Here is a 14,895-nt window from a genome sequence, read left to right on the forward strand (position 1 = left end):
CCAACTTTTATTAAAAGCCTTCACTGGAAACAGGAGAAGGCTTTTTTGCGTCCATACTTTTCCTGAAAATCACTCACCACTATCCAATCACCCCGCAGGCGTTCACTCGAATGAAAGCGTTTCTATCGGCTACTTACAGCTGATAATGCTTTGTTATTACTTTTCTTTGGTCTTGTATATATCAGTAAGTTATCACTGGCGCGGCTGTATTACTATTTGATTGGGGTTCTCTGCTTGTAAGAAAATTTGTTAATTATGTGGGCCGGGAAATCATAGTATTTAATTATCTGCAGGTCATAATTGTTGCTTTGTGCAGCGGTTATGGCGGGTTGTAGTTTTGCCAATAGTTGCTTATTCTTGGGTGGGTTATTTTTAACAGGATTAGCCAATATAGCTTTAAGCACAAGTTTTTCAACCTGTAGCATCTGCCGGTTGTTTTTGTTTTGTCGTTTATAAGCCCTTATCTCATAATCAATAAAATCGGTATCACCCAATTCATGACGCAATATGATACCCAACAGTCGGGCCGCTTTATACACTGTAGAATGTGTGCCATTTTTGGCAAAAGGTGTTATTTTTCGTAGGTGTTTTAACGCTTTATCATATTGCTTTAAACCTACATGGGCTATACTTATATACAAGAGCAACTCCCAATACTGCTCGTAGTCGGTAGTGGCAAGAGCATTATTTATCAATGAGTTATGTGCATTTGCTGTTCTTAAAGCGTCATCATAATCTTTGTTTGCGGTTAGGTAAACCAATTGATAAATAAGCGCAGTTTTAAGGATACGTTGATTAAGGTATTCTTGGTTATTGGGCGATACAAGCGCCTCAAGTTTCTTTATAAAGAAAGGCATATCATCATATCCTTTTAGTGTTCTTAAGCTATCCAGGATACCTTCAAGAGTGGATAGATAATCGGCCAGATTGGCGCCGGGTTTCTCAAGGTTTTGTTCAAACAAAATGTTCAACTCAGAGAAAGTTCTCAAAGCCGATCGGTAATCGCCGGTACTGGTGAAAAAGAACGATTGGAATAGCAAATGCAGTTTGGCCGATTCAAAGTTATGCGCTACTTTACCTGTAACAAGGCTTAACTCACTTAATAGTAAATCGTTTAGATGCTGTTTACCCTGCTCTGTAGTTATTTTTCCGGCGTTTATCAACCTGTATCTTAATATCTCGAAAAGCGAATAATGCTCATGAACCTGCTGCTGTGTTTTCAGAATGCTTTTTCCTTTTGATTGTAAAGCTATCAACTTGTTGTCGTCAATGTCAGGGAAATTTAGCAGGGAAGTAACGTTGATCTCTTCCCTTAGCGCCATATATTCCATTAAATGATTTTGTGAAGCACCTGCTAATTGTTTACAATCTCTCAACTCTTTTAAACCATCGGCGGTAAAAGAACGATCAAGCAATACTTTGGCGCGCATATAGCTTTGCATTTGTTTAAAAAGTGGGTCTTTATCACATCGGGCACTTACCAGGCTATCAGTAATCACATCGTAAAGATAGGTTGCTGTTGTATGGAAAGATGATGTGGGATGTTTGGCTTTAAACAACGCATAAGCATCATGAGATCCATCGTTTGGCATGTTCTCAATAATATCAAACAAGGATAGATAGTCCCTCTCGCACGACTGTTTTTTGCAATTCATTCTGAAACAGCGTTTTTCGGTTACTGAGAGGGTCTTTACCAGCTTCACCAGATCATCTTTTTGCATATTATAAGATTATAATTGTCAAATATTAATATTTTTTTTTGTTTAAAATATTAATAATCAAATATTTATTAATTATCGTAACAATTTTTGAAATATTACAATTATAAATTTACTATAAAATTGGTACTGCACAAGTGATTGTTATCTATAGATTTGGTAACAAGAACCCAATTATACCTACTTCTCTAATTAACTAAGTGACTATGAAAATAACCGTAGTTGGTAGCACCAACATGGATATGGTTGTTAAAACAACCCATTTGCCCGCGCCCGGCGAAACCGTTTTAGGTGGTTCGTTTTTTATGAATCCCGGCGGCAAAGGTGCTAACCAAGCTGTTGCTGCAGCAAGGCTTGGCGGCGATGTTACCTTTATTACTAAAATAGGTAACGATGTTTTTGGTAAGCAATCTTCACAGTTGTTTGATGACGAGGGAATAAACATATCATGCATACTTGCCGACAGGGAACAGCCATCGGGTGTGGCGCTTATAACGGTTGATGATAACGGCGAAAATAGTATTGTAGTTGCATCAGGCGCTAATGCGGCGCTTACCCCGGTAGATGTAAGTACTTGTTTAAACAGAATAGAAAAGGCAGAAATTATGCTGCTACAGCTGGAGATCCCGATGGATACTGTTGAACTCGTTGCAGATTATGCGGCGGCAAACAACATCCGTTTGGTTGTTAACCCGGCACCTGCAAATATTTTATCAGAAGATCTTTTAAAAAACATACATATTATCACCCCAAATGCTACTGAGGCAGAGATGCTTACAGGCGTTAAAGTGACTGACGAAACCAGTGCCGAAGCTGCCGCAAATGTTTTGCACCAAAAGGGCGTTACCAAAGTGATCATCACCATGGGTAAAGCAGGGGCACTTGTTTTTGATGGTACCGAAGCAAAAATGGTTGCTGCCCCCAAAGTAACTGCCGTTGATACCACTGCAGCCGGAGATGTATTTAATGGTGCCCTGGTTGTAGCCTTGGCCGAGGGGCAGGATCTGATAAAGGCAGTAGAATTTTCTTGCCTTGCGGCAGCTCTTTCGGTAACCAAACTGGGTGCGCAATCATCCATCCCGTACCGTAACGAGATTATTATTAACAGGCTTCAACTAAACGCATAATACGATATGTTCATCATAGAAAATTATTCACTTGCGGTTATCTTTTGCGTGATCACCATGTTTTGCTGGGGATCATGGGCTAATACCCAGAAATTGGCGCAGGGCAAATGGGCCTACGAGTTCTTCTATTGGGATTATGTACTGGGTATTGTACTGTTCTCAGTTGTGGCTGCACTAACATTAGGCAGCAATGGTAGTACCGGTCGTGGGTTTTTAGATGATATACAGCAGGTTGATAGCGCAAATTTGATAAGTGCCTTTGTGGGTGGCATCATATTTAACCTGGCAAATATCCTGCTTACCATCGCCATTGCCATCGCGGGTATGTCGGTAGCTTTCCCCGTGGGTATAGGCATTGCGCTGATATTAGGCGTGATAGCTAATTTCTTCCTGTTACAAAAAGGCGATCCTGTTTTGCTTTTTGTAGGTGTGATAATGGTTACGCTGGCCATTATATTAAACGCAGTTGCTTACGGCTCAAAGAAGACCGACAGCAACTTAAAAACAGGGGCTAAGGGAATTATCGTCGCTGTTATTGCAGGTGTGCTGATGTCGCAATTCTACAAGTTTGTGGCATCGGGTATGGATCTGGAGAATTTTGTAGAACCTGCCGCCGGTAAAATGACGCCCTATACGGCATCGGTCGTATTCTCGATAGGCATACTGGCAAGCAACTTCATCCTCAACACTATCATGATGAAACGACCGATAGAAGGCGTACAGCTATCATACGCAGGCTATTTTAAAGGCAGGTTCAAATTGCACTTAATAGGCTTGCTTGGCGGCTGTATTTGGGCGCTTGGTAATTTGTTTAACCTAATTGCCGCCGGCAAAGCAGGCCCCGCCGTTTCTTACGGGTTAGGGCAGGGGGCAACCCTGATTGCCGCCATTTGGGGCGTGGCGGTATGGAAAGAATTTAAGAATAGTCCGCCTAAAATAATTGGCCTGTTGGCAGGCATGTTCCTGTTTTTTATTGCAGGCCTGGGGCTGATCATCATTGCAGGCGGATCCTGAGAATTTAATTGTTACCCGAAACCAATTTAAACTTGATATGAGCACAATTAAACCCAACAAACTTTTTGTAGCCAGTTGCCTCGCGCTGCTGGTCACCTCGCTGTCGTTTGGCATACGGGCAGGTATTATGAATAAACTCGGTACTGATTTTCACCTGAGTACTGAGCAGCTCGGCGTGATCACCGCGGCAGCTTTCTGGGGTTTCCCACTGGCAATTGTGATAGGCGGCTTTGTGGTAGATGCCATCGGCATGAAGAAACTGCTTATCGGCGCCTTTGTTTTTCACCTTTTGGGTATCTTGTTCACGGTGTTCTCAAGCGGGTACTTATCTCTCTTTATATCAACACTTTTTATAGGTATAGGTAACGGAACGGTTGAGGCAGCCTGTAACCCTTTGGTAGCTTCAATTTATACCGATAATAAAACCACCAAGCTTAACCACTTCCACCTGTGGTTTCCGGGTGGCATAGTGATAGGTACCTTACTGGTGCTTCTGCTGAACAGCGTAAACATTGGCTGGCAGGTACAGGTGGCCTTAATGATCATCCCTACGCTGGCTTACGGTTACCTGTTCTCAACGCTCGATTTTCCGGTTACCGAACGCGTGGCATCGGGCTACAGCACGGCAGATATGTACAAGGCGTCGCTTTCGCCGCTGTTTATTTTTATGTTCATCAGCATGTTTGGTACAGCAGTTACCGAATTGTTCACCGGTCAGTGGATTGATGTATTGCTTAAAAACGTAACGGATAACGCTATCCTGATATTAACCCTTACCACAGGTGTAATGGTTATCGGCCGTGGTTTGGCGGGGCCAATTGTGCACCGTTTCTCGCCGCAGGGTGTGTTGTTAATGTCGTCCATAATTGCGGCTATCGGACTTTACCTATTGAGCACTTTAACCGGTAATGCCATATTTTTTGCGGCACTGGTATTTGGTATAGGCGTATGCTATTTCTGGCCTACGATGATAGGCTTTGTGGCCGAATATATCCCTAAATCGGGTGCATTGGGGCTTAACCTGATGGGGGGCGCGGGTATGTTTGCTGTGTCAGTCTACAGCATATTTATGGGTAAGCATTACGATGAGCTGGTGGCCAAATATCTGCCTTCGGGAACAACTGCCGATGCCGCTGCAATTACTTCAGCTAAAAGCCTTGCAGGCCCCGAGGTATTAAAGCTTACGCTTATTATTCCCGTAGTGCTGATAGTCGGCTTCATCGGCTTAAATCTTTACATGCGCGCCGCTAAAAAGAAAAGAACAGAGGCTGTACCGGTATTTCAGGCCGAGTAACCAAACGAGCTATATATGAGGTTTTTAGTTTTTTTATATTGTTTGATTTTAACTACGGGCGCTAACACAACAAGTTACGCGGCGGCTATATTGTTGCACCAGAAAGATGCAACGGTATGGCTGCCATCGCAGTTGATCAGCGGGCAGGTAAAGGACTTTAAAGCCTCAGAAATTACCGTTCATCAAAACGACAGAACTTTTACTGTTAAGGTTGATGCCTTAGGAAAATTCCTTATAAATGTCGATCTGCAGTACACAGCTAACAAAATCTGGTTGACAGCTATGCATAATGGCAAACAGGTCTCGTCTGCGATATTGAATCTTACCTTAGGTTATCAACCCGTTGCTATTGTAAAACCCTTTGCTGTTATAAAGGGCAATAAAGCAGTACTACAGCATAAGCTGATAAATAATGCGGGTGAAGAAACACTTAATTATAAATGGACGGCCGATAGTGGTAATCCTATAGAAACCGTTGTTAAAACCGATAACGGAGAAACCTACGTTAACATCCCGCAGAAAGATGGCGTTTATTACTATACCTTAACAGTATCGAATAAAGCCAACACAGTTAAGTACAAAACCTACGTACAACGTAAGGGCAGTAACCTGCGTGCCTTCGAAATAGCTGCAGATAATGTAACCTGGCTGGATAGCGCCATCATCTACGAGATAACACCAAATACCTTTGTTAAAAAGGGGACTTTTGATGATATCACTAAAAAGCTGCCGGAGATAAAACGCCTCGGCATAAATACCATTTGGCTGCAGCCAACCTACAAAACAGAACATGGCGGGCAGGGATATGATGTGATCGATTACTTCAATATCCGTAAAGATATTGGCACCGAACAGCAACTGGCTAACCTCATTATCAAAGCCAAACAATTGGGCTTAAGGGTGATGTTTGATTTTGTGCCCAACCACACATCTATCAACCATCCTTACGCGGTTGACTGTGCTAAGTACGGTACCAATTCTCATTATTACAATTTTTATCAGCATAAGAACGATGGTGTTGCATATTCCTCAAATTATCATGTTAGCGAGGCAGGTTTTGTTTACTATTTCTGGGATGGCCTGGTAAATCTCAACTACAACAACCCTGAGGTACAACAATGGATAATTGAGGCCTGCAAATACTGGCTCAATAAATATGACATTGATGGCTACCGCTTTGATGCCGTTTGGGGCCTTAATGCCCGCACCCCATCTTTCAGTAAACGCTTGCGTGAGGAATTGAAAGCGATAAAACCCGATTTTATGCTGCTGGCCGAGGATAAAGCATCAGACCCGAATGTATTTAAGCAAGGTTTTGATGCCGCTTACGACTGGACTGCCGACACGGCATGGGTATCGCAATGGGCATGGCAAACAGACCATAACATCCGTAAAAACCTCAGCATTTTTAATTACACCGATAGCCTTAAGAGGGTAGGGCTGCTTAAAGAACAACTTTATGCGGATAACACCAACAGCGATAAAGTACTGCGGTTTATTGAAAATAACGATGTGCCAAGGTTTATCGCAACGCACAATTTAGAGCAAACCAAAACTGCAGCAGCGCTGATGTTTGCCTTGCCGGGTATCCCAATGATCTACAACGGGCAGGAGATAGGGAGCACGGTACACCCTTATTCTGGCAAGGCCATTTTCAGTGCGGCGAATGGCATTGCTTCGGGGGATGATAAGGGATTATTTGCCTGGTATCAGACCTTGATCAACATGCGCAGAGAGCATCCTGCATTACGCAGTAAAGCGATAGAAGATGTGCCGGTCATCAATTCAAAAAGTGTTATCGCCTTTCATAAATGGGAGGGGAGCGAGCACTTTATTGTTGTGGCAAATATGGCGGGCAATAATGTTGAAGTAAAACTTGATATGGAGCGATGTTGTAGCTCATTACCAAGAGATAAACTGTGTTTTAAAGAAGTTTTAAACAAAAATGCATTCGATTGCATAAAATTAAATAAAAAAGATAACTTAGTTATTCCAATTAATGGCTACCAGGTACGATGGATACAGGTAGCAAACCAATAAATTATTATTAAATCTAAACTTAAATGTATGGGAAGTACAATTACAAAGAGCATCTGGCTTAAAAGCTTACTGTTTCTGTTTTTTGTGGTAATTGTTCAGCAATCGATTGCACAAACGGGCGAAGTTAAAATTGCCGGTGTAGTGTATGATGAAGGCGGTGTAACAATGCCCGGAGTAACCGTAAGATTAAAAGGCAGCACCCGCGGCGCCACTACTGATGCCAACGGCAGGTACACATTCAGCGTGCCAAATACAACAGGAATTATCGTTGCAACCTACTTAGGATATAAACCTCTGGAAACACCGATGGACGGCAAGACCGCGATGAACCTTACGCTTATTGCCGAACCAAAATCACTGAACGAAGTGGTGGTAATTGGTTACGGAACGCAAAAACGCGAAATGGTAACCAGCTCCATTGCAACCGTAAAATCTGAAGACTTTAATAAAGGTGTGATAAGCGATCCGCTCACCCTCATCACCGGTAAAGTTGCAGGTTTGGCAATATCACGTGTTAATGGATCTGACCCTAACTCAAGTGCCGAGTTCTCATTACGCGGTGCGGTATCTGTTGAGGGTACATCATCACCGCTGGTGGTTATAGATGGTGTGCCGGGCGGCGACTTGAGGACCATCGCTCCACAGGATATCGAATCTTATGACATCCTGAGGGATGGTTCGGCGGCGGCTATTTATGGTTCGCGTGCAACAGGCGGTGTGATTATCATCACCACCAAAAAAGGAGCAACCGGCCCAACCCGCGTTACCTACAACGGTTACATAGCAACCGAAACTGTAGCAAAACGCTACGATGTGCTTACCGGCGACCAATACCGCGAGTTTGCCAAACAAATAGGCTTTGAGCCAAACGATGGCGGTGCAAATACTGATTGGTTTAAAGAGCTTACCCGCAAACCGGTAAACCACGGCCATAACCTTTCGGTAAACGGTGGCACGGGTAAAACTACCTACAATGCTTCGGTAAACTACCAGGGCTATCAGGGGATCGACCTTACCACAAGCCGTAAATTCCTGAATGCATCGGGTCGTTTAAATACCAAGGCATTAAATGATAAATTGGATTTCAGTGTCAATATCACCAACTCGTTTGATAACAAACGCTTTGCAGAGTACTATGGCTTTGGTCAGGCGTTAAACATCAACCCAACTTACCCGGTGCGTAACCCTGACGGTACTTTTTACGAGACCCCAACTGTTGGCTTTGGCTCGCAGTGGAACCCGGTTGCAAATACCGTTTACAATACTAATGACAGTAAAGAGTCGAGGTTCCTGGGTAACACCCGTTTATCGTATGCTATACTGCCATCGTTAAAAGCAGATGTTTCTTACTCCTTGTTAAAAACCAGCTACTTAACCGGCAGCTATACCAGCCGCGATCTGTTGTACATGCAAACCAGTGGTTTGGGTGGTACGGCATCACGCAGCACAGCGGAAACAACCAACAATATTTTAGAAGCCACGCTAAACTACAGCAAGCAGATAAAAGAACACAACTTTAGTGTATTGGCTGGCTACTCATACCAGAATGAGTTTAACGAAGGCTTTAACGCCGGTAACAACTACTTTAATACCGATGCTTATTTATACTACAACTTGGGTGCGGGCGCCGCTCTGCGCGATTTCTCGCTGAATAACCGCGGTGGTGTATTCTTAGGCAGTTACGGTACCGAGTGGACACTGTTATCATACTTCGGCCGTGCTACTTATGATTTTAAAGACCGTTACCTGTTTAGCGCTACTTTAAGGCGCGAGGGGGCATCAAAACTGGGTGCAAGCAACAAATGGGCAAACTTTGTGGCAGTATCCGGCGGTTGGATCATCAGCAAAGAAAGCTTTATGCAGGATGTTGATTTCGTGAAAAACCTGAAGATCCGCGCAGGTTACGGTGTAACCGGTAACCAGCAGGGTTTACAGCCATACCAGTCGCTGGCGTTATACGGTCCTTATCCTTATGGTACCAATTCTGGTTACATGGGTAACGGCGTATGGGTACCATCTGCAGGCCCAACTCTTAACTCGAACCCTAACCTGAGATGGGAAACCAAGAAAGAGTACAATATTGGTTTGGAGTTCACCCTGTTTAAAAGCGGCTGGTTAAGCGGTTCTGTTGATTACTACACCCGTAGAATCAACGACCTGATAGGTAACTACTATGCGCAGGTGCCATCACAGATCTATCCGCTCATATTTGCCAACGCCGGTTTAATGACCAATAAAGGTGTGGAGCTAACGCTGAACGCCAAAGCCATCAACAACGCCAACTTTAAATGGAATATCGGCTTTGTAGGCTCTTACAACAAAAACAAAGTGGTATCAATCTCTAACGACCAGTTCCAGGGAACGGCTCACGGCATCACCGATATCGGTGTAGGCAACATGCAGCGCATTGCGCCGGGTTACCCTGTATCAGTTTTCTACGGAAAGAAATTTGCCGGTTTTGCTGATGATGGCGGATGGCTGTTCTACAACCAGGCAGGCCAGAAGGTTACTGCCGATAACGTTACCGACGAGGATAACTTTTACCTGGGCAACAGCGTACCGCAATATAACCTGGGCTTAACCAACAGCTTCTCTTACAAAAACTTTGATTTTTCTGTACTGGTAAGAAGTGGGCTTGGCTTTAAAGCGGTGAACGGTAAACGTTTGTTCCATGAGAACATCACACAGGCATCAACCGTAAACTTCTTTACATCGGTACTTAAAGATTATGTAAACGCACCGCCGACATTCTCGAGCTATTACCTGGAGAACGGTAACTACCTTAAGATAGACAACGTTACTTTAGGCTATACCGTGCCGGTTAAAAAGAGCAATTACCTGCGTAGCTTAAGGTTCTCGGTTGCTGCAACCAACCTGGTTACCATCACCAAATTCTCGGGTATGGATCCTGAGCTGGGCCTTAATCCGTTCAGCAGTACAGGGGTGGAGTACAACAGTAACTACTACCCGCGTACCCGCAGCTTTACGTTTGGTGTAACCGCAGATTTTTAATTTAAAAACAGCAACAGTCATGAGAATCCAAAATCTTACAAAATATAAATTCGGCATAGTATCCATTGCTGCAACGGCTTTGCTAAGCATCGCATCGTGCAAAAAACTGGATGAAAAGGTGTACGGAAGCGATACCTCTGCCAACTTCTACTCAAACAGCGACCAGGTGTTGTCGGGCTATGTGATGCCTTATAGCTTTATGCAAACCATGATCTACAGTGTGCACTTTGCTTTGGCCGAGTTCCCTACTGATGAAGCGGTGGCAACTGTAAAGAACGGTAACGGCTACGAGAACGGTACCTGGATAAGATTTCACCAGCATACGTGGACCTCGCGCGAGGATTTTATCAAATACGAGTGGAGCAACCTTTTCCAGGGGATAGGTTACTGCAACGCATTTATTGATGCCATTGAAGGCAAAAGCTTCAATTTTACTTTGCCGCTTTCAAAAGAGCGCATGATATCTGAGGCAAAAATGATGCGTGCCCTTTACTACTACTGGGCAATGGATGAGTTTGGCGGCGTGCCTGTTGTTGAGCACGTTGGCGAAAAAAGCCCGGCTACAACAACTCGTGCAGAGGTGTTCAGCTTTATCGAAAAAGAGATTAAAGCCAACATCCCTAACTTGGTTGAAAAAGGCGACGATAAATGGTATGGTCACTTCACCAAAACAGCTGCTTATGCATTGCTGGCCAAGCTTTATCTGAATGCAGAAGTGTTTAGCGGTACCGCCCGTTGGGATGATTGTATCACCGCGGCCAACGAGGTGATCAACAGCGGCAAATACAGCCTTGCCGCTAACTGGAGCGATCCGTTCCTGATAGATAACGAAGGCTCTACCGAGAACATCTTTGTGGTTCCGTTTGATCAGAACTATGCCCCGGGCTTTAACGGCGCACAGCAGCAATTGCCGGGTGCTTTAAAAGATAAATATGGTTTTACCGATTATCCGTGGGGTAAAATAGTAACCCAGGAATCATTCTTTAACCTGTACAATGCCAACGATAAACGCATTAACCAATGGCTGGTTGGCCCGCAGTTTTACGATAACGGCGATATTGTTTGGGGATGGTATGATCAGGATGGTCAGCAACTGGTGATAGACCCTAAAATAGATAAACTGAACAACCCTACAGGTGGCTACGGTCAGGGTGTGCGTAACGTAAAATACCAGGTGATACAGCCCGGTGCATCGGGCCCTACTTCATCAAACATGAATAACGACCTGGTGGTATTGCGCCTTGCAGATATCATGATGGCAAAAGCAGAAGCCATAATGCGCAAAGCCGGCGGTGCAGCCAACGGAGAAGCAGTAACCTTGGTGAACAACGTAAGAGCAAGATCATTTGACAGCGGTGCTGCCGGATCTGTTTACACAACTGCCACCCTTACCTTAAACGAATTATTGAACGAGCGCGGCCGCGAGTTTGCTTACGAAATGAAACGCAGGGAAGATATGATCCGCTTTGGTAAATTTGAGGATGCATCATGGGAAAAACCTGCAGATGCAAACAAAAACAAAGAATTATATCCTATTCCGTTTGATATTGTGACAGCTAACCCTGCGCTTAAACAAAACCCTGGTTATTAATAAATACCGCCCGGCGGGATTAGACCTGCCGGGCATTACTTCAGCACATGAAAAAACTTTATATCATTGGCGCCGTAGCACTGGTAACCGCAGCTATCGCATGTAATTCGTCGCAAAACGGTTCGGCCTCTTTCGGCTCAACCGAATGGGCCGATTACCTGGGCGGCCCCGAGCGTAACCACTACTCAACCCTGGAGCAGATAACTCCTGATAACGTGAAGCAATTAAAGGTAGCCTGGGAGTACCATACCAACAACCCCGGCCAGATACAGTGTAACCCGCTTATCGTGAACGGGGTAATGTACGGCATGACGGCAACTACCGAGCCTTTTGCGGTTGATGCCGCTACCGGTAAGCAGATCTGGCGCGTTAAAAGCGCCGGTACCGATCAGTTCAGTACCAGCCGCGGGGTAAGCTACTGGACAAAGGGCGATGAAAAACGCATCCTTTATACCAACGGCCCATGGCTGTACGCGGTTGATGCTATCACAGGTAAAAGCATTGCATCCTTCGGTGAGAATGGCCGTACGAGCCTTAAATCGGGCCTTGGTGCAACAGCTACGGATAAGATGGTCATATCCAACACACCCGGAACCATCTATGATGATATTATAGTAATGCCGCTGAGGGTATCTGAAGGTACGGATGCCGCTTTGGGTTCTATCCAGGCATTTAACGTGGTTACGGGCAAACTGGCATGGGTATTCCATACCATACCAATGCCCGGCGAATATGGTTATGATACCTGGCCAAAGGATACCTACAAAAACACTGAAGTTGGCGGCGGTAACAACTGGTCGGGTATGGCGGTTGATAAGGCAAGGGGTATTTTATACGTACCTACCGGCTCTGCTGCTTATGATTTTTATGGCGCTAACCGCAAAGGCACAAACTTATTTGCCAACTGCTTACTGGCTTTAGATGCCAAAACAGGTAAGCGTTTATGGCACTTCCAGTTTGTGCATCATGATATACTGGATCGGGACCCGCCCGCACCGCCAAACTTGTTGACTATTACCCGCGATGGCAAAAAGATAGATGCCGTTGCGCAGGTAACCAAACAAGGTGTGGTATTTGTGTTTGACAGGGTTACGGGTAAACCAATTTTCCCTATCAACGAAGTTAAAGTACCACAAACCGACATACCGGGCGAACAAAGCTGGGCTACACAGCCTATGCCGTCAATGCCGAAGCCTTATGCACGCCAAAACTTTACGCTTGATGATATAAGTCCGCTGGCTGAGAATAAGCAGGAACTGATAGACAGCTTTAAAAAGAGCCGTTCCGAAGGGCCATTCACGCCGCTTAGCCAAAATGGTACGATCATTTATCCCGGTTTGGATGGCGGTGCCGAATGGGGCGGAGCAGCAGCTGATCCTGATGGTATATTATACCTCAACAGCAGCGAAATGGCATGGCGCATCTCTTTAGGCCCGTCTGTTAGCAAAGAACAACTGGTGAGCATGACGGCAGGCCAAAGTATTTACGCAATGAACTGTACACCCTGCCACGGAGCCGAGCGCAAAGGAAACCCAAAAAGTGGATTCCCTAACCTGTTAGGCATCAAAAACAGGCGCAGTAAAGATTTTATCACCAACATAGTAGGCCACGGTAAAGGCATGATGCCTGCATTCCCTAAATTGACGGATAAACAAAAAGAATCGGTAGCAAAATTCCTTTACGGCGAAGAAGAATCTGAACCGGGGCTGATCAAAGAACCCGGACTTGCCCGCAAACCATCAGACGAGAAACGTTTTGCTTATCAGATCTCAGGCTACAGTAAGTTTATCGATAAAAATGGCTATCCGGCGGTAAAACCACCATGGGGGTCATTAAATGCTATCAACCTTAATACCGGCGAGTACGTTTGGAAAGTAACCTACGGCGAAGTGCCCGAGCTGATGGCAAAAGGCATCCCGCAAACGGGTTCAGAAAGTTATGGTGGCCCGGCCATTACCAAAAGCGGCCTGCTGTTTATTGCAGGTACGAAAGATGGTAAGTTCCGTGCTTATGATAAAAAAACAGGTAAACTGCTTTGGGAGTATAAATTACCGGCTGCTGCTTTTGCAACACCAAGTATTTACCAGGTAAATGGTAAGCAGTACGTGGTAATTGCTTGCGGCGGTACCAAACTGGAATCAAAATCGGGCGATAGCTATGTGGCTTTTGCCCTGCCTGATCAAAAATGATAACAACGCGCAGAGATTTTATAAAAACCATAGGTGGTGCATCGGCAGTAATGCTGGCCGGTGCAACGCCTTTGGATGCATTTGCAGGTGGCAAAAATGAGGTTATCCTGAGTGGGCACCTGTGGGTGTATGCCAGCAAATACCCGCCCGACTGGAATTGTAACCCGATCCTGGAAACCGTTTTCAGCGATTTTAAATACGCCGGTTTCCGCGGCCTCGAGGTAATGGAATCAAACCTGCGCGGTAATGATGCCGTACCGAAGTTTAAAGAACTGATAGATAAATACAAGCTGCCGGTAACGGGCGCATCTTATTATGGCGATATGTGGGATAAAAACCAGGCACCGCGCATTATGGATGATATTACGATGGTGATAGAACGCCTTGGTCAGCTGAAAGCTAACAACATCGGCATTACTGTAGGCGTTGCACAGCGCCGCAAAACAGAAGAAGAGCTGGATCATCAGGCAGAAATGGTGAAGCAGATCTTGAAGGTATGCGCCAAGAACAACATTGAAGGTAACCTGCACAACCACACTTTTGAGGTAGCAGATGGCATGCATGACCTGAAAGGTACACTTGCCCGCATCCCGGATGTGAAATTAGGCCCCGATTTGAACTGGCTTATCAGGGGCGGGGTAGATCCGGTTTGGTTTATTGAGACCTACGGCCATCAAATGACCTACATGCACCTGCGCGACCAGTATGCCAACGGCAAATGGACGGAATATTTAGGCCAGGGTGTTACCGATTTTAAAGCAATAGCCAAAGCGCTGAAGAAAGTGAATTTTAAAGGGCGAGCCGCTATTGAACTGGCTTTTGACAGTGACCCTGTAAATCCTATAAAAGAAAATCTGAAGACAAGTCGCCAATACGTGAAAAAAGTATTTGGCTGGTAACAAGGGAAATG

At 44.9% G+C, this 14,895-nt stretch carries 9 protein-coding genes; 8 read left to right on the plus strand and 1 reads right to left on the minus strand.

Features of this window, described 5'->3' with window-relative positions:
• Positions 1–212 precede the first annotated feature (212 nt).
• Positions 213–1,721: a hypothetical protein gene (locus D0C36_RS00005; RefSeq protein WP_117389552.1), complete on the minus strand. Its 1,509-nt coding sequence runs from the start codon at positions 1,719–1,721 to the stop codon at positions 213–215.
• A gap of 203 nt (positions 1,722–1,924) precedes the next feature.
• Here D0C36_RS00005 and rbsK point away from each other — a divergent pair, with 203 nt between their 5' ends.
• From rbsK to D0C36_RS00045, 8 genes are read left to right on the plus strand one after another with little or no spacing between them, the layout of a single operon-like run.
• Positions 1,925–2,845, plus strand: a complete 921-nt coding sequence (gene rbsK, locus D0C36_RS00010; RefSeq protein WP_117389553.1) for a ribokinase — start codon at positions 1,925–1,927, stop codon at positions 2,843–2,845.
• 6 nt (positions 2,846–2,851) lie between these two features.
• On the plus strand, positions 2,852–3,859 hold the full coding sequence (locus tag D0C36_RS00015) for a GRP family sugar transporter (RefSeq protein ID WP_117389554.1): 1,008 nt from the start codon (positions 2,852–2,854) through the stop codon (positions 3,857–3,859).
• Positions 3,860–3,896: 37 nt separating this feature from the next.
• Positions 3,897–5,153 (plus strand): MFS transporter, encoded by a 1,257-nt coding sequence (locus tag D0C36_RS00020; protein ID WP_117391303.1) that lies wholly within the window; start codon positions 3,897–3,899, stop codon positions 5,151–5,153.
• Positions 5,154–5,168: 15 nt separating this feature from the next.
• Positions 5,169–7,193, plus strand: a complete 2,025-nt coding sequence (locus tag D0C36_RS00025) for an alpha-amylase family glycosyl hydrolase (protein WP_117389555.1) — start codon at positions 5,169–5,171, stop codon at positions 7,191–7,193.
• Positions 7,194–7,220: 27 nt separating this feature from the next.
• Positions 7,221–10,205 carry a SusC/RagA family TonB-linked outer membrane protein gene (locus D0C36_RS00030; RefSeq protein ID WP_117389556.1) on the plus strand — a complete coding sequence of 995 codons (2,985 nt, stop codon included), beginning with the start codon at positions 7,221–7,223 and terminating at the stop codon, positions 10,203–10,205.
• 19 nt (positions 10,206–10,224) lie between these two features.
• The gene (locus tag D0C36_RS00035; RefSeq protein WP_117389557.1) at positions 10,225–11,796 is read left to right on the plus strand and encodes a RagB/SusD family nutrient uptake outer membrane protein; all 1,572 of its coding nucleotides are present in this window, start codon (positions 10,225–10,227) and stop codon (positions 11,794–11,796) included.
• A gap of 47 nt (positions 11,797–11,843) precedes the next feature.
• Complete coding sequence (locus tag D0C36_RS00040) at positions 11,844–13,985, plus strand: outer membrane protein assembly factor BamB family protein (RefSeq protein WP_117389558.1); 2,142 nt, start codon at positions 11,844–11,846, stop codon at positions 13,983–13,985.
• Positions 13,982–14,884 carry a sugar phosphate isomerase/epimerase family protein gene (locus D0C36_RS00045; RefSeq protein WP_117391304.1) on the plus strand — a complete coding sequence of 301 codons (903 nt, stop codon included), beginning with the start codon at positions 13,982–13,984 and terminating at the stop codon, positions 14,882–14,884. Before D0C36_RS00040 ends, D0C36_RS00045 begins: the two co-directional genes overlap by 4 nt.
• Positions 14,885–14,895: the final 11 nt, after the last annotated feature.

Origin of the sequence: Mucilaginibacter conchicola (assembly GCF_003432115.1) — a bacterium.
GTDB classification, from domain to species: Bacteria; Bacteroidota; Bacteroidia; order Sphingobacteriales; family Sphingobacteriaceae; genus Mucilaginibacter; species Mucilaginibacter conchicola.